Annotated in this window: 23 protein-coding genes and 1 pseudogene; 9 read left to right on the forward strand and 15 right to left on the reverse strand. The window is 69.9% G+C overall.

Going from position 1 to position 22,475, the window contains the following annotated elements:
* The first annotated feature begins 48 nt into the window (after positions 1–48).
* Positions 49–1,251 (forward strand): lycopene cyclase family protein, encoded by a 1,203-nt coding sequence (locus AC1MEY_RS23175; RefSeq protein ID WP_480227715.1) that lies wholly within the window; start codon positions 49–51, stop codon positions 1,249–1,251.
* A 6-nt stretch (positions 1,252–1,257) separates the two neighbouring features.
* Positions 1,258–1,848, forward strand: a pseudogene (locus AC1MEY_RS23180) (DUF1707 SHOCT-like domain-containing protein).
* Positions 1,849–1,860: 12 nt separating this feature from the next.
* On the opposite strand, the gene AC1MEY_RS23185 reads toward AC1MEY_RS23180, so the two are convergent.
* The 9 genes from AC1MEY_RS23185 to AC1MEY_RS23225 form a co-directional block, all read right to left on the reverse strand.
* A complete protein-coding gene (locus AC1MEY_RS23185; RefSeq protein WP_480227716.1) occupies positions 1,861–2,529 on the reverse strand; it encodes an NADPH-dependent F420 reductase in 669 nt (222 codons plus the stop codon).
* A 74-nt stretch (positions 2,530–2,603) separates the two neighbouring features.
* Entirely contained in the window at positions 2,604–3,626 is a 1,023-nt protein-coding gene (fbaA, locus tag AC1MEY_RS23190) for a class II fructose-bisphosphate aldolase (RefSeq protein ID WP_480227717.1), read from the reverse strand.
* A 36-nt stretch (positions 3,627–3,662) separates the two neighbouring features.
* Positions 3,663–4,652 carry a LacI family DNA-binding transcriptional regulator gene (locus AC1MEY_RS23195; protein WP_480231634.1) on the reverse strand — a complete coding sequence of 330 codons (990 nt, stop codon included), beginning with the start codon at positions 4,650–4,652 and terminating at the stop codon, positions 3,663–3,665.
* 5 nt (positions 4,653–4,657) lie between these two features.
* On the reverse strand, positions 4,658–5,353 hold the full coding sequence (locus AC1MEY_RS23200; protein ID WP_480227718.1) for a nucleoside/nucleotide kinase family protein: 696 nt from the start codon (positions 5,351–5,353) through the stop codon (positions 4,658–4,660).
* The gene (locus AC1MEY_RS23205; RefSeq protein ID WP_480227719.1) at positions 5,305–6,192 is read right to left on the reverse strand and encodes a PfkB family carbohydrate kinase; all 888 of its coding nucleotides are present in this window, start codon (positions 6,190–6,192) and stop codon (positions 5,305–5,307) included. The genes AC1MEY_RS23200 and AC1MEY_RS23205 overlap by 49 nt, the downstream gene beginning before the upstream one ends.
* 10 nt (positions 6,193–6,202) lie before the next feature.
* Entirely contained in the window at positions 6,203–6,985 is a 783-nt protein-coding gene (locus AC1MEY_RS23210; protein ID WP_480227720.1) for an ATP-binding cassette domain-containing protein, read from the reverse strand.
* Entirely contained in the window at positions 6,982–7,989 is a 1,008-nt protein-coding gene (locus tag AC1MEY_RS23215; RefSeq protein WP_480227721.1) for an ABC transporter permease, read from the reverse strand. The genes AC1MEY_RS23210 and AC1MEY_RS23215 overlap by 4 nt, the downstream gene beginning before the upstream one ends.
* A complete protein-coding gene (locus tag AC1MEY_RS23220; protein ID WP_480227722.1) occupies positions 7,986–8,996 on the reverse strand; it encodes a substrate-binding domain-containing protein in 1,011 nt (336 codons plus the stop codon). The genes AC1MEY_RS23215 and AC1MEY_RS23220 overlap by 4 nt, the downstream gene beginning before the upstream one ends.
* Before the next feature lie 225 nt (positions 8,997–9,221).
* Positions 9,222–10,454, reverse strand: coding sequence for an MFS transporter (locus AC1MEY_RS23225; RefSeq protein ID WP_480227723.1), 1,233 nt, complete (start codon positions 10,452–10,454; stop codon positions 9,222–9,224).
* Positions 10,455–10,484: 30 nt separating this feature from the next.
* On the opposite strand from AC1MEY_RS23225, the gene AC1MEY_RS23230 reads away from it, so the two are divergent.
* Entirely contained in the window at positions 10,485–11,033 is a 549-nt protein-coding gene (locus AC1MEY_RS23230; RefSeq protein WP_480227724.1) for a TetR/AcrR family transcriptional regulator, read from the forward strand.
* A 39-nt stretch (positions 11,034–11,072) separates the two neighbouring features.
* On the opposite strand, the gene AC1MEY_RS23235 is transcribed toward AC1MEY_RS23230, so the two are convergent.
* Complete coding sequence (locus AC1MEY_RS23235) at positions 11,073–11,834, reverse strand: SDR family oxidoreductase (protein WP_480231635.1); 762 nt, start codon at positions 11,832–11,834, stop codon at positions 11,073–11,075.
* 176 nt (positions 11,835–12,010) lie between these two features.
* Here AC1MEY_RS23235 and AC1MEY_RS23240 point away from each other — a divergent pair, with 176 nt between their 5' ends.
* The 3 genes from AC1MEY_RS23240 (at position 12,011) to AC1MEY_RS23250 (ending at position 14,604) form a co-directional block, all read left to right on the forward strand.
* A complete protein-coding gene (locus tag AC1MEY_RS23240) occupies positions 12,011–12,937 on the forward strand; it encodes a LysR family transcriptional regulator (protein WP_480227725.1) in 927 nt (308 codons plus the stop codon).
* Between the two features lie 120 nt (positions 12,938–13,057).
* Complete coding sequence (locus tag AC1MEY_RS23245; RefSeq protein ID WP_480227726.1) at positions 13,058–14,029, forward strand: sulfite exporter TauE/SafE family protein; 972 nt, start codon at positions 13,058–13,060, stop codon at positions 14,027–14,029.
* A complete protein-coding gene (locus tag AC1MEY_RS23250) occupies positions 13,939–14,604 on the forward strand; it encodes a cysteine hydrolase family protein (RefSeq protein WP_480227727.1) in 666 nt (221 codons plus the stop codon). Before AC1MEY_RS23245 ends, AC1MEY_RS23250 begins: the two co-directional genes overlap by 91 nt.
* A gap of 4 nt (positions 14,605–14,608) precedes the next feature.
* On the opposite strand, the gene AC1MEY_RS23255 is transcribed toward AC1MEY_RS23250, so the two are convergent.
* From AC1MEY_RS23255 to AC1MEY_RS23265, 3 genes are all read right to left on the reverse strand, one after another.
* Complete coding sequence (locus tag AC1MEY_RS23255; RefSeq protein ID WP_480227728.1) at positions 14,609–15,388, reverse strand: SDR family NAD(P)-dependent oxidoreductase; 780 nt, start codon at positions 15,386–15,388, stop codon at positions 14,609–14,611.
* 1 nt (position 15,389) lies between these two features.
* Positions 15,390–15,887 (reverse strand): septum formation family protein, encoded by a 498-nt coding sequence (locus AC1MEY_RS23260; protein WP_480227729.1) that lies wholly within the window; start codon positions 15,885–15,887, stop codon positions 15,390–15,392.
* 108 nt (positions 15,888–15,995) lie between these two features.
* A complete protein-coding gene (locus AC1MEY_RS23265; RefSeq protein ID WP_480227730.1) occupies positions 15,996–17,405 on the reverse strand; it encodes an amidase in 1,410 nt (469 codons plus the stop codon).
* 109 nt (positions 17,406–17,514) lie between these two features.
* Here AC1MEY_RS23265 and AC1MEY_RS23270 point away from each other — a divergent pair, with 109 nt between their 5' ends.
* From AC1MEY_RS23270 to AC1MEY_RS23280, 3 genes are all read left to right on the forward strand, one after another.
* The gene (locus AC1MEY_RS23270; protein ID WP_480227731.1) at positions 17,515–18,330 is read left to right on the forward strand and encodes a LysR family transcriptional regulator; all 816 of its coding nucleotides are present in this window, start codon (positions 17,515–17,517) and stop codon (positions 18,328–18,330) included.
* A 76-nt stretch (positions 18,331–18,406) separates the two neighbouring features.
* Positions 18,407–19,300, forward strand: coding sequence for a hypothetical protein (locus tag AC1MEY_RS23275; RefSeq protein WP_480227732.1), 894 nt, complete (start codon positions 18,407–18,409; stop codon positions 19,298–19,300).
* A gap of 53 nt (positions 19,301–19,353) precedes the next feature.
* Positions 19,354–20,283: an SDR family NAD(P)-dependent oxidoreductase gene (locus AC1MEY_RS23280; protein WP_480227733.1), complete on the forward strand. Its 930-nt coding sequence runs from the start codon at positions 19,354–19,356 to the stop codon at positions 20,281–20,283.
* A 10-nt stretch (positions 20,284–20,293) separates the two neighbouring features.
* Here the strand turns inward: AC1MEY_RS23280 and AC1MEY_RS23285 are convergent, their stop codons facing one another.
* Both AC1MEY_RS23285 and budC read right to left on the reverse strand, forming a co-directional pair.
* Positions 20,294–21,094 carry a hypothetical protein gene (locus AC1MEY_RS23285; protein WP_480227734.1) on the reverse strand — a complete coding sequence of 267 codons (801 nt, stop codon included), beginning with the start codon at positions 21,092–21,094 and terminating at the stop codon, positions 20,294–20,296.
* 553 nt (positions 21,095–21,647) lie between these two features.
* Positions 21,648–22,418 (reverse strand): meso-2,3-butanediol dehydrogenase, encoded by a 771-nt coding sequence (gene budC, locus AC1MEY_RS23290; RefSeq protein ID WP_480227735.1) that lies wholly within the window; start codon positions 22,416–22,418, stop codon positions 21,648–21,650.
* Positions 22,419–22,475 lie beyond the last annotated feature (57 nt).

Consider the following 22,475-nt stretch of genomic DNA (forward strand, 5'->3'; position numbering starts at 1 on the left):
GCCCGCCCGTGTCCCCGTCCGGGTCGCGGACGATGACACGATGGACGCATGGACGTTCTAGTGGTCGGGGGCGGGCCCGCGGGTCTGGCGTTGGCCGGGGCATGCGGGCAGCTGGGGCTGTCGACCGGACTCGTCGACACCGCCCCCGAGCGGCCGTGGACCGCCACCTACGGGATGTGGAGCGACGAGCTACCGGCCGACCTGCCCGAGTCCGTGGTCGCGGCGCGCGCCGCCGGCCGCGCGATCGCGGTGACGGAGCACAAGCTCGGCTGGGAGTACGCCGTTCTCGACATCCCCGCGCTGCAGGCCCACCTCACCGGCGGGCTGACCGGCGTCCGCATCCACGCCGGCCGGGTCACCGGATCGCCCGAGGCCGGCGTCGTCGCCCTGGCCGACGGATCGCACCTACGTGCGTCCGTCGTCGTCGACGCCGGGGGAGGGGCGCGACCGCTGGACTCGTCCTCCTCGCGCCGCACGTCCGCGGCACAGACCGCGTACGGACTGGTCATCGACGAGGACGCGGCGGCGCCGTTGGTGAATCCGGGCGACGCGCTGTTCATGGACTGGCGGCAGGACCACGGTGAGGACGGGTGGCCGACGTTCGTCTACGTGATCCCGCTCGGTGGTGGCCAGGTACTCGTGGAGGAGACCTCCCTGGCGCGCCGGCCGGGGTTGCCGCTGGCCACCCTGCGCCGGCGTCTCCATGCCCGGATGGCCCACCACGGCATCACCGCACCACCGGACACACGCAGCGAGAAGGTCTCCTTCCGCGTCGACCACCAGCGACACGGAGCGTCCGATGCCCTCGGGTTCGGTGCCGCCGCACCACTGATCCATCCCGCGACCGGGTTCAGCCTGGCCGCGTCGCTCCGGCTCGCGCCGCAGGTGGCCGCCGCCCTCGCCGAGCACCTACCGGGGGATCCGGCGCAGGCGCTGGACGCCGCCCAGAAGACGGTGTGGCCGCGGAGCGCGCGAATCGTCCACCGCGTCCGCCGGATCGGGCTGGAGTCGATGTTGCGGATGCCGCCGGCCGACGTGCCCGGCTTCTTCGAGCAGTTCTTCGCGCTCCCCGACTCGCACCGGTGGACGTACCTCACGGCACGCGACGACGTCACCGGCATCGTCGCGGCCATGAACTGCCTCTTCCGAACCTCCGGCGGAGGGCTTCGCCGTCACCTGGTCACGTCGGCGATGCTTCCCGCGGTGCGGACGAACGAGGGGTTGAAGACACGGCGTCCGCGCCTATCCTGAGTGGACATGATCTCCGAGCCATCCGACTTCAGGGCGTCCGACGCCGACCGCGCAGCGGTGACCAAGATCCTCGAACACGCCGTCGGACAGGGCATGTTGTCACTGGACGAGTACACGGAACGACTCGACGTCGTGCTCCGCGCCCGCACCCGCGGGGAGCTGGACGCGGTGATCGCCGACATCCCGCACGTCCGCCATGATCGCGTGCCGGCGACACCGGCGGCGCCCGCAGCGCCGGAGGTGCTGCGCAGCTGGATGTCGAGCGTGTCCCGGAAGGGACCGTGGACGGTGCCACCTCACATCCAGCTGATCACCCGGATGTGCTCGACCAAGCTCGACTTCACCGCCGCCGCGTAGCAGGCGCCCGTCGTCCAGATCGACATCGACGACCACCTCAGCTCGACCGAACTGATCCTCCCCGACGGCGCCACCGCCGACCTGAACGGCGTGCAGAACTTCGGCTCGTCCTTGGACGTCAAGGTCCGGACGAGCCCGGCGTCGGATCGACTGCACGTCATCGTGCGGGGCCGGGTGCGGTTCGGGTCGGTGACCGCGCGACACCCGTTCGGTACGGCCTTCAAGCGGATGCTGGGCTGAGCGCCGGTCCGGTCACTGGGTGCGTGCGGTCCACTCGGCCGTTCGCTCGGGTGTGGCCTCGGCGAGCGCCCTGACGGTGTTCACCGCGTCGAAGTCCTTGCCGTACACCGGTGTTCCGGGCTGCTGGCGCCACGACTCGGCGATGGGGCCGGCGTCCACGGGGTCGAAGCCGAGGTCGTCGACCAGCGCGTGGACCAGTTCGCGACCGGGCCCGTCCTCGCCGGCGATCGGGAGTGCGATGCGATCCGGCGTGCCGCTCGGCTTGCCGCTCTCCAGCAGGTGCTTCCACCAGATCCCGTTGAACACCTTGTACACCGGCGCGCCGATCAGCTCGGCCACCCACTCGCTCTCGACCTGGCCGTCCTCGATGGCCGAGATCTCGCCGTCGCGCTGCTGCGGGTAGTAGTTGTTGGTCTCGATGACCGGTGCGCCCGGCTTGCGCGCGGCGACGATCCCGTCGGCGAGATCGGGCACGTTCTTCTGCGGGATGCTCACCACGACCACGTCGGCGTCGGTGGCGGCGTCCTTCGCCCAGACGGCCGTCGCACCCGTCTCGGCCGCGAGGTCGGCCAGCGTCTCGGGGTCGCGCGAATTGGCCACGTAGACGTCGTGGCCGAGTTCGCGCCACCGGCGCACCAGCGTGCCGCCGATCAGACCTGCACCGATGATTCCGATTCTCATGCGTCGCCTCCGTAGGGTGCTGCGGACCTTCGGGGCCAACACCCGCTCGGTGGTGGCTATTCCACGCGGCGGGCCTACCGCATCGCCCGGCCGGCCGACCCCAACACGCGGGCGGCCTCGACCACGCGCGCCGCCATGGCGTTCTCCGCCGGCTTGCCCCACGACCGCGGGTCGTAGGCCTTCTTGTCGCCGTAGCCGCCGTCGACCTTCAGCACCCGGTCGTATCCGGCGATCATGTGGCCCGCGATGGATCGTGTGAAGGCGTACTGGGTGTCGGTGTCGACGTTCATCTTGACCACACCGCTCGCGACCGCGGATGCGATGTCCTCGGCGCTCGATCCGGAGCCGCCGTGGAAGACGAGGTCGAACGGCTTGTCGGTGCCGGTCTCGCGGCCGATGACCGTCTGGATCTCCGCGAGGATCTCCGGGCGCAGATGCACCGAGTCCGGGTGATACACGCCGTGCACGTTGCCGAAAGTGAGTGCGGTCAGGTACCGGCCGCGCTCCCCCGTCCCCAGCGCCGCGACGGTGGCGCGTGCGTCATCGACGGTGGAGTACAGCTGCTCGTTGACCTCGTGGGTCACGCCGTCCTCCTCGCCGCCGATCACGCCGACCTCGATCTCCAGCAGCGTGTTGGCCGCGACGGACGCCTCCAGCAATTCGTCTGCGATGCGCAGGTTCTCGGCCAGCGGCACCGCGGATCCATCCCACATGTGTGACTGGTACAGCGGGTCGAGGCCGCGCGCACGGCGATCAATCGAGTCGGCGATCAGCGGGCGCACCCAGTCGTCGAGGTTCTCGGCCGGACAGTGATCGGTGTGCAGGGCCACCGTCACCGGGTAGTGGGCGGCGACCTCCTGGGCATAGAGCGCCAACGCCTTCGATCCCGCGAAGCGGTTCTGCACCACGTTGCCCGACAGATACAGCGCCGTCCCCAGCGACACCTGGATGATGCCGTCACTCTCGGCCTCGGCGAACCCCTGCAACGCGGCGTTGAGGGTCTGCGAGCTGGTCACGTTGATGGCCGGATACGCGAAGCCGCCTTCCTTCGCGCGGTCGAGCATCGCCACGTAGTGGTCGGGGGTGGCCATCGGCATGGTGGGGCGTCCTCACTGCGGGAGCTGGATTGGGCGTCACGTGCAGCCGCACGAGGTGCGGTGGTGGAACGACGTGGGCACGCGGATCCGTTGCGGCTCGGCGTCACTGCCCCGGATGCGGGCGAGGAGCAGTTCTACCGCCGTGGCGCCGATCGTCACGACGTCCTGCGCCGCCGCGGTCAGCTTGGGCTCGAAGAGGTCCGACCACTCGAAGTCGTCGTAGCAGACGAAGGCGACGTCGCCGGGAATCGCGAGGCCGAGACTCCGCAGGGCCTTGAGCGTGCCGATCGTCATCGCGTTGTTCAGCGACACCAGCGCGGTGGGCCGGTCGGGTCGTGACATCAGCGCGTACACCTCGCGTTCGGCCGCGTCGGTGTTGGACTCGCCGTCGACCACCAGCGCGGGATCGACGGCGATGCCGCGATCGGCGAGGGCCTCGGCGTAGCCGTCGAAACGCTCGGTGGTGGAGGAGATTCCGGCAAGGCCGCGAACGGCGGCGATCCGGTGGTGTCCGAGGTCGAGCAGGTGTTCGGTCAACGACTTCGCCGAGACCAGGTTCTCCGGGCCCACCTGGTCGCACCCGAGGTCGACGCCGCGGTCGATCAGCACCAGAGGCGTTCCGGCGCGGGTGATCACCGGCAGCGTGACCCGCTCGGACCCGGCAGCCGGCGCCACGATCATCCCGTCGACCTGCCGGTCGAGCAGCGAACCGGTGACGCGCTTCTCCGAGTCCACGTCGTCGTGGGAGTCCCCCACGACGAGCACGTAGCCCGCGTCCGACAGCGCCCGCTCCACGGCGTGCACCAGGCCGCCGAAGTAGGGATTGGTCAAGGCGGAGATCGACAGTCCCACCGTGTGCGTCCGCCCGGCGGCGAGCGACCGCGCGACGACGTTGCGCCGGTACCCGGTCTTCTCGATCGCGGCCTCCACGCGCAGCCGGGTCGAAGCGTCGACCCTGCGCGTGCCGTTCAGCACGTGCGAGACCGTGGACGCGGACACGCCGGCGAGGCGGGCGACGTCGCCCATCGTGGTCACCGGAGTCGCACGACACGATCCGCGCGGACGGCGGTCGACTCGATGAGCTGGGCGTTGCGCTCGTCGGGGCCGAGCGCCCAGAACTCCGCGTCCTCGGGCGACTTGCCGTAGGCCTCGTGCCGGCGGACCAACCGCCCGTGCCGGACGTCGCTGTCGGGGGCCAGGAACCAGACCTCGTCGATCCCCGCCCGTGCCGTCGGCCATGCGTCGGCGTCCAGCAGGAGGTAGTTGCCCTCCGTGACGATCAACGGGACCGAGGACGGAACGGGGATCGCCGACCCGATCGACTCCTCGAGGTCGCGGTCGAAGCGCGGCGCGTACACCACCGGGTCGTCGGGACGCTGCGCGCGCAGGGTCGTGATCAGCCGTGCGTAACCGCCGTCGTCGAACGTGTCGTGCGCACCCTTGCGGTCGCGGCGCCCGAGGGCGATCAGGACGTCGTTGGCGAGGTGGAAGCCGTCCATGGGGACGAGCACGGCGACGTCCGGCCCCAGCGCGGCGACGAGTCGGTCTGCCACCGTTGACTTTCCGGCGCCCGGCGCGCCGGTGAGGCCGAGGATGCGGCGTTCGCCGGGGACCACCAGCGCCCTGGCCGATTCGACCAGCTCCTCCAGGGTCGCGTCCCGTACGTCGTGGGAGATGCTCACCGTGCTCGCTTCCGGGTCGGTTCGGTGGGTAGGTGGCTCAGCCATGCCCGCGGCCCGACCACCGAGCACCGCAGTGCCGCGACGCGGGCCGAACGATCGACGCGGTCGGGGACGCCCATCTCGGCCGCGGCGCAGAAGTACGCGTACGCGCCGTGGAACGCGTCGCCCGCCCCGAGGGTGTCGACCACCACCACCGGATCGACGGGCACGGCACCGGACTCGCCGTCCGACCACCACTCGACGGGATCGGCACCGTGCGTGGTGACGACGGTGCGTACTCCGCTGCCGACCAGCTCCGCGGCGGTGGATCGGGAGGAGTCGGCATCCGGTACCCGGAAGTCGTTGGAGCACACCATGTCCGTCGCGAAGGACCGCAGATCGCCCATCACCGGCTTCCACCGTCCCGCGTCGACCACGAGCGGGACGTTGCGCGCGGCCGCACTCGCGGCGGCGGCGCGCGCAATCAGCGGGTGGTGCCCGTCCACCAGCACCACGTCGGCCGCCGCCACGAGGTCGTCGAGATCGGCCGGGGGTGTGGCATCGGAATTCACGGCGTCCAGGGATACGACCGATCGGTCGCCCGTCGACGCCACGACCGACACCGCGGAGACGGGCACGGCGCGAGTGGTGCCCGACGCCGCGTCGACGACCCGCACGCGGTAGGCGGTGAGGTCGGCGCGGATCAGGTCGGCGACCGGCTCATCGCCGAGCGCGGTCACCAGGATCGCCTCGCCGCCCAATGCGGCGAAGGTGACCGCGGCGTTCGCGGCGGGTCCGCCCGCCGCGACGAACTGGACAGCGGCAGTGACCTTCTCGTTCACATTCGGGGGTGTCGCGATGCGGTGGATCACGTCGAGCGTCGCCAGTCCCACGAAGACCCCCACGGGGGCCTTCTCAGAGACCGGCGCGTTCCTCATCGGTCGGCTCCTCTGCCCCGGTCATGAGCGCCACCACTTCGGACATCGAGCGCTGCTTCGGATCGACGACGCCGGCGCGTTGCCCCAGTCGGTGGACGTGGATGCGGTCGGCCACCTCGAACACGTGCGGCATGTCGTGGCTGATGAGCACCACGGGGATGCCCCGGTCGCGGATCGACCGGATGAGGTCGATGACCTGACCCGACTCCCGCACGCCGAGTGCGGCGGTGGGCTCGTCCATGATGATGACACCGCGGCCGAACGCGGCGGCCCGCGCGACGGCGACGCCCTGGCGCTGCCCGCCGGACAGCGTCTCGACGGCTTGGTTGACCGACTTGATGCCGATCTTGAGGTCCGCGAGGTGCTGCGACGCCTCCTCGCGCATCCTCGGCATGTCGAGACGGCGGAAGAGGCTGCCCGCCAGTCCTTTCCGTCGTACCTCGCGTCCGAGGTACAGGTTCGACGCGATGTCGAGGGCCGGTACGACGGCGAGGTCCTGGTAGACGGTCTCGATGCCGGCCGCCCGGGCGTCCCGGGTGTTCTTGAAGGACACCCGCGTCCCGTTCATCAGGATCTCGCCCGAGTCGGGCACCACCGCGCCCGCCAGGGCCTTGATCAGGCTCGTCTTGCCGGCACCGTTGTCGCCGATGACGGCGAGCACCTCGGCGTCGCGGAGTTCGAAGTCCGCACCGTTGATCGCCGTGACGTTGCCGTACTTCTTGACGAGTCCGCGGGCTTCCAGAACCGGTGCGCCAGTCACTGTGATCTCCTGCGTGCGAACTGATCCACGGCCACCGCGACGATCACGAGCACCCCGGTCGCGATGTTCTGGTAGAGGTTGTCGACGCCGGCCTGGGTGAGTCCGTTGCGCAGGACACCGACGATCAGCGTGCCGACCAGGGTCCCGCCGACGCCGCCGCGCCCGCCGAAGAGGCTGGTCCCGCCGATGACCACCGCGGTGATCGACTCGAGGTTGGCATTCTGATACGCGTTCGGGTCGGCGTTGGGGATGCGGCCGAGCGCAGCCCACGCCGCGATGGCCGCGATGACGCCCGTCGTGATGTAGACCGAGAACAGCACCCGCTGCGACTTGATGCCCGACAGGTCGGATGCCTGCGGGTTGCCGCCGACGGCGTAGACGTGTCTGCCCCAGGACGTTTGGGACAGTGCGTACCAGATCACCAGGTAGACGAGCAGCATCGCGACCACGCCGTACGTGGTCGAGAACGACCCGATGCGGAACGACGTGCCGAGGAAGGTCAGCAGGCCGGGCTCCACCCGGTAGGTCTCGGAACCCGCGAGCAGCCGGGTCGCGGCCTGGATCGCGGTGAACGTGCCGAGCGTGACGATGAACGGTGGCAGCCGCAGTGCCGTGACGAGGCCGCCGTTGATCGCGCCGAACACCACGCACACCAGGAGCGTCGACCCGAGCGCCATGAACGGTCCTCCTGCGCCGGCACTCTGGGCCATCACGATGGTGCCGAAGACCGCGACCGCGCCGATGGAGAGGTCGATGCCGGAGGTCAGGATGATCAGCGTCTGGCCGACGGCGAGGATGCCGACGACGACGGACTGCTGCAGGATCAGGGACACGTTCTGCGGGTTGAGGAACGAGTTCGAGACCGAGCTGAAGATGACGATGGCGATGACGAGCGCCACCAGCGGACCGAGTAGCGGTTCACGGAGGAGGTTTCCCACCGTGAACCGGCTCGATGCCGATGGCTTCGCCGTCGATGGCGCCGTCGACGGTGCGTCTGTGGTCATGAACTGGCTGTGCCCCAGCAGTTCTGCTCACCCCAGGCGGTGTCCTTCGATTCGATCCCGGGCACCGGCTTGTCGGTGACGAGCTGCGAGCCGGTGTCGTTGAAGCCGCTGGGCTTGGTGCCGTCCTTGGCGAACGCGACCACGGCCTGCACGCCCTGCTCGGCCATCTTCGCCGGGAACTGCAGCACGGTGGCGCCGATCTTGCCGGACTTCACGTCCGCGATGCCCGTGCAGCTGCCGTCGATCGAGCCGATGGTGATCTGCGGAACGCGGTTGGCGGACTGGATCGCCTGATACGCACCGGCCGCTGCCGGCTCGTTGATGGTGTAGAGCGCATTGATGCCGGGTGCGCGCTGGAGGATGTTCTCCATGGCGGTCTGCGCCTTCGTCTGATCGCCGTTGGTGTTCTCCTGGCCGACGATCTCGGGTGAGTCGTTCGTAATACCAAAGCCTTCCAGGAACCCGTCGTGGCGGAAGGTGTCGACCGTGCCGCCGGGGGTGCCGTCGAGCATCACCACCTGGGGCGCCTTGCCGGCGAGTGCGGCCTTGACCCACTTGCCCTGCGCCACCCCGGCCGCCTTGTTGTCGGTGGCGTAGGTGGCGTCGACCGCGTCCTCGGGATCGGTGGCGGTGTCGAGCGCGATGACGATGACGCCGGCATCGCGGGCCTTCTTGATGGCGTCGAGCACGCCGGTGGACGAGTTCGGGGTGATCAGGATGCCCTTGACGCCCTGGCCGACCATGTTCTCGATCGCCGAGACCTGGCCCTCGTTGTCACCGTCGAAGGCCCCGGCCAGGGCGACCAGCTCGGCGCCGTCCTTGTCGGCCTGCGCCTTGGCGGCTTCGCGGATCTTCACGAAGAAGGGATTCGAGTCGGTCTTCGTGATCAACCCGACCTTGACGCCGCCGGAGTCCGATCCACCGCAGGCCGTCATGCCGAGAACCAGCGAGCCGGCCACGAAGACCGCCCCGACCATGCGCGTGCCCCTGCTGCGACCAACGAACATGTGGACTCCCTTGTCCCGATGCGACGCCCGTCACGCCGCGCTTCTCCGGAGGACCCTAGGGACGCGCAAGCGCTTGCGCATGCGCTTTCGCAAGAATGGTCGTCACCTCCGAGGCGGCGTCGATCCGGTGACCCGCGGAGGTCGCCCGTGAGACTGCACGGAGGGCTGTGGTCAGTGACGGATCACGACCCTCGGCGCAGTCTCACCGGGCGTACGGGGTGAGGTTCACCCCACCGGAAGCGTCTCCGGCTCTCTGGCCAGACCCGGCAGCGGACCGAAGGCTCGCGCCACCAGCGGGCTGACGGCGGCGACGGCCGACAATCCCACCGACACGACCACGGCACCCCGCGCACCGTGGGCGTCGGTCGCGACGCCGGCGAGGGCGGTGCCGATCGCGCCGCCGACGATCGCGGCACTGCTCAGCCAGCCGAACGCCTCCGTGGCCACGTCCTGGCCGATCTCCCGCGACACCATCACGTGCAGGACCGACATGGCGGGGGCGAACCCCACGCCGGAGACGAGCAGAGCCGCGAACTGCAGCGCGAGGTTGTCGACGACGCCGTAGAGGGTGACGCCCAGTCCGACCGCGGCGAGTGATGCGACGACGCCGCTGACCCCGAGCCGACGGTGGCCGAGCAGCAGTCCGCCGATCAGGGACCCGACGCTTGCCGAGGCGATCGCCGCACCCGCGACGAGGCCGTTGTCGCCGAGCGCGGCGATGATGCCGACCTCCAGCGCGGTGAACGATGCAACCAGGGCGAGGCTCGCGATCCCGGCCAGCAGGACCGCCCGGTGGAACAGGACCCGGCCGAATCTGGTGTGGTTCACCGCCTTGGCGGGATGGAGGCGACGGGAGCCGAGCAGGAACCACGACGTGCCCAGCAGCACGATCGCCGCGCAGAGGAGCAACGGGAACGTGGTGGCGACGGCTGAGGCGAGGACGGTGGCGGCGACGGGACCGATGACCCAGATCAGTTCCTGCGCGGTGGTGTCGAGGGCGAACAGCGTCCGGACCTCGTCACCGGGGACCATCCGCGGATAGAGGGCACGCACGACCGGCATCAGCGGCGGCATCGAGGCCCCCGTGAGCAGGCCCAGTCCGACCAGCAGTCCCGCAGACGAGCCGACGAACGCCAAAGCGACCGTGCCCGAGGCGTTCAGGATGCTGGCGGTCGCCAACGTGCGCGCCACGCCGAGGCGTCCGGCGAGACGCGCCGTCACCGGCATGGCGATGGCCTCCCCCACACCAACGCTCGCCACGACGGCGCCGGCCAGCGCATACGACCCCGTCAGTCCTTGGACGTGCAGCAGGATCGCCAGCGACAGGATGCCCAGCGGAAGGCGTGCGAACAGCTGGGCGGCCGTCACGTTTAGGACACCCGGCACCCGCAAGAGGTTCCGGTAGGTGCCCATGGTCGTCCTCCGCTCGCTCCGCACTGTACCGTCCAGACGGTACACAGCCCCTGACCGTCATCGTAGGGTGGGCGTGTGACGTCATCGCGGGATCGCATACTCGACGCGTACGCGGACCTCCTCATCACGGAGGGCGAGCGTCACGCGACCCTCGAAGCCGTCGCCGCCCGCGCCCAGGTGTCCAAGGGCGGACTGCTGTACCACTTCCCCTCGAAGGACCAGCTGGCCGTCGGCCTCTGCGACCGCTTGGCGGCGCTGGCAGCGGAGGACGCCGAGGCGATGCGTACCGCGGACGAGGGGCCGGCGCGCTACTACGTCCGCTCGTCGCACTACGCTGACACGCCACTGGACCGCGCACTCGTCGCCGTATCCCGACTGCGGCAGTCGGGCGACGGCCGGGCAGGCGCCGTCATCGAGGCCGCGTCCGAGGCCTGGCTCGAGCTGCTGCACCACGCGCTCGGGGACCTCGACGTCGCGCGCGCGGTGAAGTTGATCGGCGACGGGCTCTACTACAACGCCCTCAATCGTGCGCTCGGCGGCCGGCCGACACCACTGGAGGCCGACGAGGGACTCCTCGAGGTGGTCGATCGAATCACGAACGTCGACAACGAGTCTCGCCGCTGACGAGAGCGGGTGATTGCCGGCCGAGCCGTCGCACCATGATCAGATCTGCACCTGGCCGCCGTCGACGAACACTTCGGCGCCGGTCATGAAGCTGCTCTCGTCGGAGGCCAGGAACAGCACGGCATTGGCGATCTCGTCCGGATGACCCAGACGCTTCATCGGCACCGAGGCCGCCAGGCCGTCGAGCATCTGCCGCTGCTGCTCGCCTTCGGGGGCGAGTCCCGCCAGGCCGGGTGTGTCGATCGGCCCGGGGGTGAGGGTGTTCACCCGGATGCGCCTGTCGACGAGTTCGGCGGCCCAGGTGCGGCCGAAGGACCGCACCGCGGCCTTGGACGCGGCGTACACGCTGAACGAGGGGATGCCCTCGTGGGCCGACGTCGATCCGGACAGGATGATCGAGGCACCGTCGTTGAGCAGGGGCAGCATCTTCTGCACGGTGAACAGCGTCCCGGCGACGTTGCGGTCGAACGTGTCTCGGTAGTTCTCGACGGTGATCTCCGCCAACGCCGCGAAGTCTCCACCACCCGCGTTCGTGAAGATCACGTCCAATCCCGCCCCACGCGAACCGATTTCGCCGGCGAGGGCGTCGAGATCGGACGGGTTGCTGACGTCACCCCGGATGCCGTGGATGGTCCCGGCGGCGCCGGCGGATGCGCCGTCCAGGCGGGTTTGATCGCGGCCGGTGATGAACACGTACGCGCCCTCGGCGGCCAACCGGCGCGCGGCGGAGAGTCCGATGCCCGACGTGCCGCCGGTGACCAGAGCCGTCTTCCCGTTTAGCCGACCCTGCGTCGTCGGCATCGTGGCAGTGCGTGGAGTGTTCACGAGGTGTCCCCTGTTGGTCGTCGGCGGCCGGATGTCGGCCTGGATCCCATGGTGTCCGCAGCTCCGCCGGGGAGTTAGGGGCAAGTGAGGGCGCCACTCATCGCTCGGCGCGATCAATCACCAATTCCGGTCACGACGGATACGCTTCGACGATGGAGCTTCGGCAGCTCGAGGCATTCGTGGCCGTCGCCACCGAACTGCACTTCGGACGTGCCGCCGAGAAGCTGCTGATCGGCCAACCCACCCTGAGCGACATGGTGCGCCGGCTGGAACGCGAGTTCGGGACCGCCCTGCTGACCCGCACCACCCGCAGGGTCGCCCTCACCGCCGCGGGCGAAGAGCTGCTCGCCCGCGCGAAGGTGCTCCTCGACGAGGTCGCCGCCACGAAGGCCGCCGTACGCCGGATCGCCGCCGGCGAGTCCGGTGCCGTCCGAGTGGCGATCACGCCACCCGTTGCCCCGACACTGGCGCCGCACCTGCGCGCCGCGGCGCGCACCGCCCTGCCCGACGTCACCGTGGACGTCCGACGGATGTGGCTGCCCGACCTCGTACGGGCACTCGGTGACGGCGTCATCGACGTGGCGCTCACCTGTGGCCGTATGCCCGAGACCGCGGGCGTGGTCAACGCCGTCTTCTGTAGCGAACCGCTCCTGGTGGGGCTCCGCCCCGACCACCCCCTCGCCGACGGCGACGACGTCGGGCTGAGTGACCTCGGTCGGCACCCCCTGGGGTTGCCCAGCCACTCGTTGTTCCCCAACTGGGTGGTGGCGCAGCGGCAGGCCCTCGACGAAGCGGCGCTGAGTCCTCCGTCGGTGGAACTCGACGCGACCGATCTGTCGTCGTCCGGCTGGACGAATCAAAGCGAGGCGACGTGGGTCTTCCTGGTGGCCTCGCTCGGCCTGCCACCGGACACCGCCGTGCGGTCGACCATCCCCTCGCTGCGCATGCCCTACACGCTGCAGTGGAACCCCGAGCGGGCCCAGACCGCCGCGGTGGGCCGATTCGTGAAGCTGGCACTGACCGCGGCAGTGCCCTCGGGCTGGCGGATGGAACCGGGGCACCTGCGCTTCACCGGCTGAGCGCGGCGGCATTAATCGGCGACACCGATCAGTGCACGAACCAGTTGCCACTTTGTCGGGTCGGCTCCTGCGCGCACGCTTCGAATCGACGGTCAATCCGTCCGTTCGCAGGAGGTTCGCATGGATACGACGACGATCATCGACGGGTCCCGCCCGAGCACGACCACACGCCGCGCCCCGGCGCACTGGGCCACCTTCGTGGTCATCGGTGCGGTCGGAGGGGTCCTGTCGGGACTGTTCGCGATCGGCGGGGCCATCCTGATGGTGCCGCTGCTGGTCTGGCGCGCCCGGATGGATCAGCGGCAAGCCGCCGCGACCTCGCTGGTCGCCATCATCCCGACCGCCATCGCGAGTTCCACGACCTATCTGCTCCACGGATACGTCGACGTCGTTGCCGCGGCGCTCATCTCGGTCGGCGCCATGGCCGGGGCGGTCATCGGCACCCGCGTTCTGCGACGACTGTCGGTCGCGTGGCTGCGGTGGGCCTTCATCGGCTTCATCGTTCTGGTCGCCGCGCACATGCTGGCCGCATCGTCCGATCCGGTTCCCGCACTGCCCCTCTCGGCACTCTCCGCATTCGGCTACGTCGGCGTCGGACTACTCACCGGAGTGGCCTCGGGCATGTTCGGCATCGGCGGTGCCATCATCTCCGTGCCGCTGCTGGGTTCGGTGTTCGGATTCGTCGACGTCATGGCCAAGGGCACCGCCCTGCTCGTCAGCATCCCGACCAGCCTCGTCGGCACGGCCGGCAACCGCCGCGGTCACAATCCCGTCGACGTCCGCGCCGGCCTGATACTCGGCGTTGCCGCCGCCGTCACCAGCGTTCCCGCGGTCTACCTCGCCGTCGCACTGCCACCCGCCGTCTCGTCGGCGAGCTTCGCGGCCCTGCTCCTCGCCATCGCGGCACAGATGACCGTCACGGCGCTGCGCTCGACGTCCACTCGACATCCCCGTCACGACACCCCCGTCACGACACCCCCGTCACGAAAGGCTGATCACCCATGGAGTATTCCGCGTACGACACCGCAGTCGTCGTCATCGACCCCCAGAACGACGTCCTCAGCCCATCGGGGAGGAACTGGGACGCCGTAGGGGCGAGCGTCACCGAGAACGACACCGTGGCACACCTGGTCGAGATTCTCGCTGCCGCCAAGGATTCGGACTACGCCGTCGTCGTGTCGCCGCACTACTTCTATCCCACCGATGACGGCTGGTCGTTCAACGGTCCGCTCGAGGCCGATGAGTTCAGCACCCGCAGCTTCGCTCGCACCGGCGCGCTCTCGCTCGAGGGATTCACCGGATCGGGTGCGGACTGGCTCGACGAACTCAAGCCGTACCTGGAGGACGGCACGACGATCGTCGCGAGCCCGCACAAGGTCTGGGGTCCGTCGACGAACGACCTCGTCCTGCAGCTGCGGAAGCGGAGAATCCAGAAGATCATCCTGTGCGGGATGCTGGCCAACATGTGCGTCGAATCCCACCTGCGCGACCTGCTCGAGAACGGGTTCGAGGTCGCCGTCGTGCGAGATGCGACCGCCGGCCCGCGGCATCCGACGCGGGGTGACGGATATCAGGCGGCGCTCATCAATTACGCGTTCCTGGCGCACGCGGTGGTCTCGACCGACGAGATCGTCGCAGCCATGACGGCATCGGCGCGCAAGTCGTGACGGGTCAGCCCTGCCGCGACTCTTGAATCGAGTTGCCGCCGTCGACGATCAGCGTCTGCCCGGTGACGTAGGACGCTTCGGGCGCGGCCAGACTGGCGGCCAGGAAGGCGACTTCATCGGGACGGCCCGATCTGCCCATGGGTGTCGCAGCACCGGCGCGCTCCTCGTCGGGCAACGTCGAGCCCGTCGAGATCCAGCCCGGCGCAATCGAATTGCAGGTGATGCCGTCGGCGGCGTAGTCGACGGCCACCGACCGCGCCAGTCCGGTCATTCCGGCCTTCGCCGCGTGGTACGCGGCGTCGCCGCGATAGGCCATCACGGGTCCCGACACCGAGGCGATCATCACGATGCGCCCGTACCGACGGTCGATCATGGCGGGGAGCACGGACCGCGTCATGGACGCGGCGGTGGTTAGGTTGCGCGCCAGCGACGCGTCCCAGAACCCGGCGGTCGTCTCGTGCAGTGCGGCGGAATCGTCGGTCGCCCCCACCGCGGTCATGCCGGCGTTGTTCACCAGGACGTCGATGCGGCCGGTCTCCTGCAGCGCGCGGGCGCTCACCGACTCGGCACCGCCCGGAGCCAGCAGGTCCGCCACGACGCCGTGCGCCTCGATGCCGAGCCGGCGCAGCTCCTCGACCCGCTCGACGATGCGCTCGGTGGTCGACGTCACGATCACCACGGCACCGGACAGTCCGAGCGCACGGGCGCAGGCCATGCCGATCCCGTCGGCGGCGCCGGCGCCCGTCACGACGGCCGTGCGGCCGCGCTGCGGCGGGGACGTCACGTCACTTGATCCACCGGCCGGCGCCGAACGCTCCCTCGCGCGGTACGTCGAACGCGAGGAAGCACGTCACCGAGCGATCGCCGATCCCCCAGGACTGCTGATCGGGCGACTTCCGGACGGTCTGCATCGTCGGGTCGAGGCCCTCTTCCGGCGTGGCGTACTGACGCGCCAACGCGGGACACTTGTCGACGTACTCCTTGATGGTGGACGCACCGGGGAAGTCACCGTCGGGCAGCACGAAGACGCCGTACACCTCGGTGGAGTGGAGTTCGGCGCAGTCGACCAGCGTCGCGTCGGTTCCGGCCTCCGGCCTGTCGCGCAGACAGTCCCCCACCTTGAAATAGCTTGCGACCGAACGTCCGTCGTCACTGACCGAGGACGACGGCGATGGCACGGTGGCGGTCGTCCCCGAACCCTGGATCTCGCTCGTACACCCCGCCGACGTCCCGACGACGGCGGCCACGATCATGCCGACCACGATCGATCCCGATGCCTTCACTGTGCCCCCTCAGCGCCCGTACCGTGATTCAACCGCGTGGGTCCGCCGTCCGTGGCCGAACGTCGTTCGCGATGTGTGACGCGACGGTGACTCGCGTCGTCACCCGGACTACAGGTCGGGATGCAGGTCGCGCACCGCGCTCACCGATTCGAGCAGCGATGCCAGGTGCAGGATCGTCGACTCGGCCAACCAACTCGACACCAGCTGCACGTTGATCGGCAGTCCCTCACCGCTGGTGCCGAAGCGCATCGAGAGGGCCGGGAGCCCGGTCACGTTGAACGGGACGGTGGCACCTTGGACGTGGGTGGCGTCGACGATCTGGCCGTTGATCACGAACTCGGTCGTACCGTGCCGGTAAGCCGGGACGGGCAGGACCGGCGCCAGCAGCGCGTCGTAGCGCTGGAAGTAGTCGGCGAAGCCGTCGCGCAGGCGGTCGGCGGCCTGCTCCGCGGCGACGTAGTCGTCGATGGCGGTGTCCGGCGTCGCGAGCATGGCCTTGCTGATCGTGAACAGGTCGCCGTCGGGCCGCCCGGCGGTCGCCGCCACGAACGCGGGCTTGAGTTCCATGACGTGGAGGCGGTTGAAGATGTCGAGCGCGAAGTCCTTCTCGAGCGCGGGGATCTGCACCTCCTCGACGACGCAGCCGAGATCCCTCAGTGCCGCCGCGGCCGCCTGCACGGTGGCTCCGAACTCGGCGTCGATCGGCCCGAAGCCGGGCTCGACCAACCATCCGACGCGTACGGGCCGGCCCGGTGCATCGCCCAGGCCCGCATCGACACCGGCGGTGCTGGTGGCGAAGGCGTCCGCTCCGTCGGGACCGGCGAGCACCGAGTAGGCGCGGGCGAGGTCGCGCACGCTGCGGGCCATCGGACCGACGTGCCAGAACCTGCGCGGCTCGCGCGGCCACACCCCGGTCATCGGGATGCGGCCGTGCGTGGGCTTGAGCGCGACGATCCCCGTCTGAGCGGCCGGTCCGCGTACTGAGATCGCGAGGTCCGTCCCCAGGCCGATCGGCGACATCCCCGCGGCGATGGCCGCGGACTCCCCACCGCTGGAGCCGCCCGGCGTGCGCTCGAGATCCCACGGATTGTTCGACCTGCCCGTGAGCAGGTTGTCCGTCTCGGTGGAGTAGGAGAACTCCGGCAGGTTCGTCTTCGCGAGGACGATCCCGCCGGCCGCCTTCATCCTGGCGACGCCGACGGCGTCGACATCCGGCACGCGTCCGGCGAAGATCGGCGACCCGCGTTGCGTCAGCAGATCGGCGGTGTCGATCGAGTCCTTGACGGTGAAGGGCACCCCGTGGAACGGGCCCAGCTCGTCCCCTCGAAACACCGCGTCCTCCGCGGCCCGGGCGGCTGCCATGGCATTCTCCGACACCGTGACGATGGCGTTGACCGCCGGGTTCACGGCATCGATGCGGTCCAGGTGCGCCTGCACCACCTCCACCGGCGAAACCTGGCGGGATCGGATGAGGTGAGCCAACTCGGTGGCGTCGGTGTAGATGGCGTCGAACGTCATGGCGCGTTCTCCTCGTCGTAGTGCTGCGTGTCGTTCGAGCGTCGGCCTCGACGAGCCTGCCGATCAACATCGTTCACGCATCGTGAACGATCAGTGGCAGGATGGATCCGTGGCCACGCTGGACATCACCGCCCTGCGGACGTTCTCGGCCGTGACCGCCTTCGGCGGGGTGCGCCGCGCCGCCGAAGCGCTGCATCTCTCGCCGGCAGCGGTGAGCGCACACATCCGCAGGCTCGAACGGGAGGCCGGCTGCCGGTTGGTGGTGCGCCAGGGCCGCGGCGTCGGATTGACCAGTGACGGTGAGGAACTCGCCGTTCGTGCACGCAGTATTCTGCACGAGCACGACGATGCCGTCCGTGCGCTGCGCGGTCCCCGCGACGATCAGCTGGTCGTGGCGGCCAGCGAGCACGCCGCCGAGTTCCTCGTACCGACTGTGGTGTCGACGCTGGCGTCGGCCTTCCCCGATCACGACATCCAGTTGCGTCTGACGCGGAGTGAGCGGGTCCGTCGGCTCGTGGCGGATTCGCGGGCCGACGTGGCGCTGATGCTCGGCCGCGCCGGTCCCGGGGCCGTCCGGGTGGCGTCACTGCCGCTGCTGTGGTTCGGCACCGACGACGCCGCCCGCGATCGGCTGGTGTTCTTCGCGCGACCGTGCGCGGTCCGCGACCAGGCCACCGCCGTGCTCGTCGGGCGCCCCGTCCGGATCGTGAAGGAGGGCGTCGACCTCACCTGCGTCCTGACCGGTGCCCGCGACGGCCTGGGGGTCACTCCGCTGCCACGGATGGGGCCCGCGCCCGAGGGGCTGCGACACGTCACCGAACTCCCACCACTGCCCGACGTCGACCTGTTCATGTCGACCAGCACGCGGATCGACGGCCGCGCGAGGAGCATGGTGCTCGACGCGGTGCGGCACGCGTTGCGCTGACCGCGGTTCCGCTCCCCCGGCAGGCGGCGGAAAATACGTTGCCCCGGGTTCGGCCGGTGCCGTTGAATGCCGGGCAATGGTCTCGGCTGAATGGACGTCGCTCGACGACGAACGAGCGGTGGCCGTCGATCTCTACGGTCACGACGGCGCTGCGCGCATGGCGTCGTGGTGGGAACTCGAGTCGTCACGCGTCGACGACGATGCCTTCGCGGCAGCGTTCTACGAGCACGTGTCACTGCCCGGGGTCGCCAACGACGACTACCTGCACCGGATCGTCCGTACGTCCCACGGCGGACTGCTCGGCGGCATCCGGTTCCGCGACCGTGACGTGACCCGTCCCTTCGTCGAGGTCATCGCGCACGGGTTCGACGACCTCGACCGGTTGCGCGCGTGCGTCAGGGACGAGTGGTCGGTGTTCCGGCCGAGGCATCTGCGGATCTGCACGCGGCCCGGGCTCGTCACCGGGCCGGACGCGTTGCTGGACATGACCATTCACGCCGCACGGTACCGGGACGTCCGTCCGCCGGATCCGTCGGTGCGGCTGTCGGCGTTCGCGACCGCCGACGCGGCGATCGCAATGGTGAACGAGCGCTACGAGCGCTTGGCCGCCGACGATCCCGCACTCGCGCGCAACGTCACACCGGCCGAACCCGACGATCTTCGGCACTGGCACGACTACGGGCAGCTGCGGGCCATCACCTACGACGGCACACCCGTCGGATTGCTCGCGGTCGCGCCGGGGTCCATCCGCTGGATCGAGGGCGACGAGATCCAGGAGGAGGTCGTCGCCGCCGACCACCGGGGGCACGGCTACGCGGTGCACGCGCAGGCCGCCTGGGCGGCCGGCGTCGGAGCCGACCCGGACCGGTTGCTGATCGGCACGATCGACGGTCTGAACGTCGCCTCCCGCACGACGGCCCTCCGTGCCGGCCGGCGCCGAGTCCTCGACCGCGTGTTCCTCGCGCTGTGAGCTGATTTCCGCCAACCGGTCCGGCGACCTGTCAGAGGTGCAACATTCAGGGGATGCAACCAGCGACCACGCCCTTCGGCTTCGACTCCACCACCGACGAGGTGCTCCAGGGCGTCGACCTCCGTGGGAAGCGCGCAGTGGTCACCGGGGCGACCAGTGGACTGGGGGTGGAGACCGCGCGCGCCCTGGCGGCGGCAGGGGCCGAGGTGGTCCTCGGCGTCCGTCGGCTCGACGCTGGGAAGGGCGTCGCCGAGGAGCTGCGACGGGTCACCGGGAACGACGCCATCGAGGCGGCTCAGCTCGACCTGACCGATCTCGGATCGGTCGCGGCCTTCGTCCGGGCGTGGAACGGGCCGCTGCACATGCTGATCAACAACGCCGGCGTGATGGCGATACCCGAGCTTCAGCGCAGTGCGCTTGGGTGCGAGATGCAGTTCGCCAGCAACTTCCTTGGTCACTTCGCGCTCGTCGCTGGACTGCACGAAGCCCTTGCGGCCGCCGGTGGCGCGCGCGTCGTGTCGGTCAGTTCGACGGGACACCTGTTCTCCCCCGTCGTGTTCGACGACCTGCACTACCGGTTCCGGCCATACGATCCGATGACCGCCTACGGACAGTCGAAGACCGCCACCGTCCTGCTCGCCGTGGAGGTGAGCGACCGGTGGTCTGATGACGAAATCCTCTGCAATGCACTGAATCCCGGCGCGATCGCGACGGGTCTGCAGAAGCACACCGGCGGGCTGCGGACCCCGGAGGAGTTCCGCAAGACGGTCGAGCAGGGCGCCTCGACGTCGGTACTGCTCGCGGCGTCGCCACTCGTCGACGGAGTCGGCGGCCGGTACTTCGAGAACAACGTCGAGGCCGACGTGGTGACCGAACGCGCGCCGAACCTGGGCCGCGCGGGCGGTGTCGCGCCCTACGCGCTCGACCGCGAGAACGCGCACCGTCTGTGGCGCGAGGCGGCGTTGCTGACTTCGGTCGGATAGTCGCCCCTGGTCAGCCGGAGGGGGCCTCGTCGCCGGCCTGCCGCCGCGCTCGGGCGAGGGCGAGTTCGGTCCCGAGTTCGCCTCGCGTGCCCGGCGCGTCCACGTAGGTCCGCAGGAAGCCTTGGAGGGTGCGCGGATCGACGTCAAACCTGCGGCAGTCCACCTCGATCATCGGCACGGGTGGCAGGCGATCGATCCGCCACAGCGGAGTGGTGTGCCGGCGGCTCCACTCGGCGTTCGCGAATCCGAACACCATGATGACCGGGTGGCCGTGGAATCCCCGTTCGATCCTGGCGACGGCGGACCACTCGAGCCGCGACTCGAAGCTCCACCCGCGCTGTGAGATCGCCGTCTCCGACAACAGGATGCCGCCACGCTGGAGCCGCCCCGTGGCCGCCGCCACTCCGAACGACGCGAAGAACAGGCCCCCGGCGCCCAGCAGGACGGACACGCCGCCGCCGACCTGGATGGCCGCGCCGGCGCAGAAGACCGCGAGGCACGAGGTCAACCCGACGAGGATGGCGAACGGCATTGTCGCATAACGCACCTCAGTGTCTTGGCCCTTGGTGCGCACGGCTGATGACAGGTCACGGTCATCGCGACGGGTCGCCACCCCGAACGCCGCGGCCAGGAACATCGCCGTCGCGAACAGCAGGCAGTAGACCAACGCCACCGTGTTGCCTCCGATGGCGAGGATGACGCCGAACACGCTCGACAGCACGCCGATCCCGAGGACCGCCGCGGTCGCCATGTGCTCCCGCAGACCGACGCGAGGTTCCGCCCAGGCGTCGGCCCAACCGTCATCGACCACGGCGCTCACGCTACCGACCCGACGGATGCCTCAGGCGTCGAGCGACGCGCGCCGCGGCCGTGTCAGGTTGTCGGGCCGTGGCCCGCCGCCCGCACGGGCAACGCACCACCGTCGTCGTGCACGTCGACGTCGACACACCCGCCGCCGCACTGCACCTGGGTCCGCTGCTCACCGACGTAGCCCGCTACCGTTCGGTTAGCGCTGAGCGACAACGTCACTCGGACTTTCGTCGCCTGAACGCTATCTCGATGCGTGGGTCGGCCCCGCCCGGAGCACGTGTACACCTGGGCGCGTCATCATTCGTTGACGCGCCGGGGAGACACACTGCTCGGCTGACGGGCAGAACGCAGCCCGCGACCGTCCAGATAGCGCTCAGCGCCACCGTCACTCACACTGTCGTCGCCTCAGCGCTATCTCGACGCGTTGAGCGGCCCCGCCCGGAGCACGTGTGCACCTGGGCGCGTCATCATTCGTTGACCCGCTGGGGAGACACACTGCTCGGCTGACGGGCGGAACGTACGAACGCCGCTACCTGCGAACGACAACTAGGGCGCTAGTGCGCCTGCCCGGTACTGGCCGACGTGCCCCCGTCGACGGGAAGCCAGGCTCCGGTGATGTACGCGGCATCCGGGCTGGCGAGGAACAGCACGGCGGGCGCGATGTCGGCCGGCCGACCCGGACGCCCGAGCGCTATCCGGTTGACGGCGGCCTCGAGCGCCGCCTCGTCCTCCTCGATCGACCGGGTGAGATCGGTGATGGTCAGCGCCGGCGCGACCGCGTTGAAGCGGATGCCCCGGGGCCCGTAGTCCAGGGCCAGCGACTGCACGAAGTTCATGATCGCTGCCTTCGTGGCGTTGTACGCGGCCTGACCCCAATCGCCTCGCAGCCCGGACACCGAGCCGACCACGACGACGTTCCCGCCGGACTTCTCGAGTTCCGGCAGGGAGTGTCGGACCACGTGGACGAAGCCGTCGATGTTCGTGCTCCGGATCGATTCCCACGTGTCGAGCGTCAGGTCGTCGAAGGGTCCGCTGACGTAGGCCGCGGCGTTGTTGACCAGGACGTCGAGCGTGCCGAACCGCTCGACGACCGCCGCGACCATCGACTCGACGGACTCGTCGTCGGTGACGTCCGCCTCGACTGCCAGCGTTCGCTCCTCGGGATGCCCCGTGAGGACGTCGTCGAGTTTGTCGCGCCGCCGTCCACTGATCGCGACGTTGGCACCGTTGTCCAGGAACGCCTCGGCGATGGCCCGGCCGATGCCGGTACCGCCACCGGTGATCAGAACCGTCTTGCCGGCGTAGGGATATGCGTTGACCGTCATCGACGCGGCATACCCGCTTCCGGCGATGGCGACCCCTCGGGAGAGGTCCCCACCCGC

The sequence above is a fragment of the Mycobacterium sp. PTI7 genome (genome assembly GCF_056679845.1).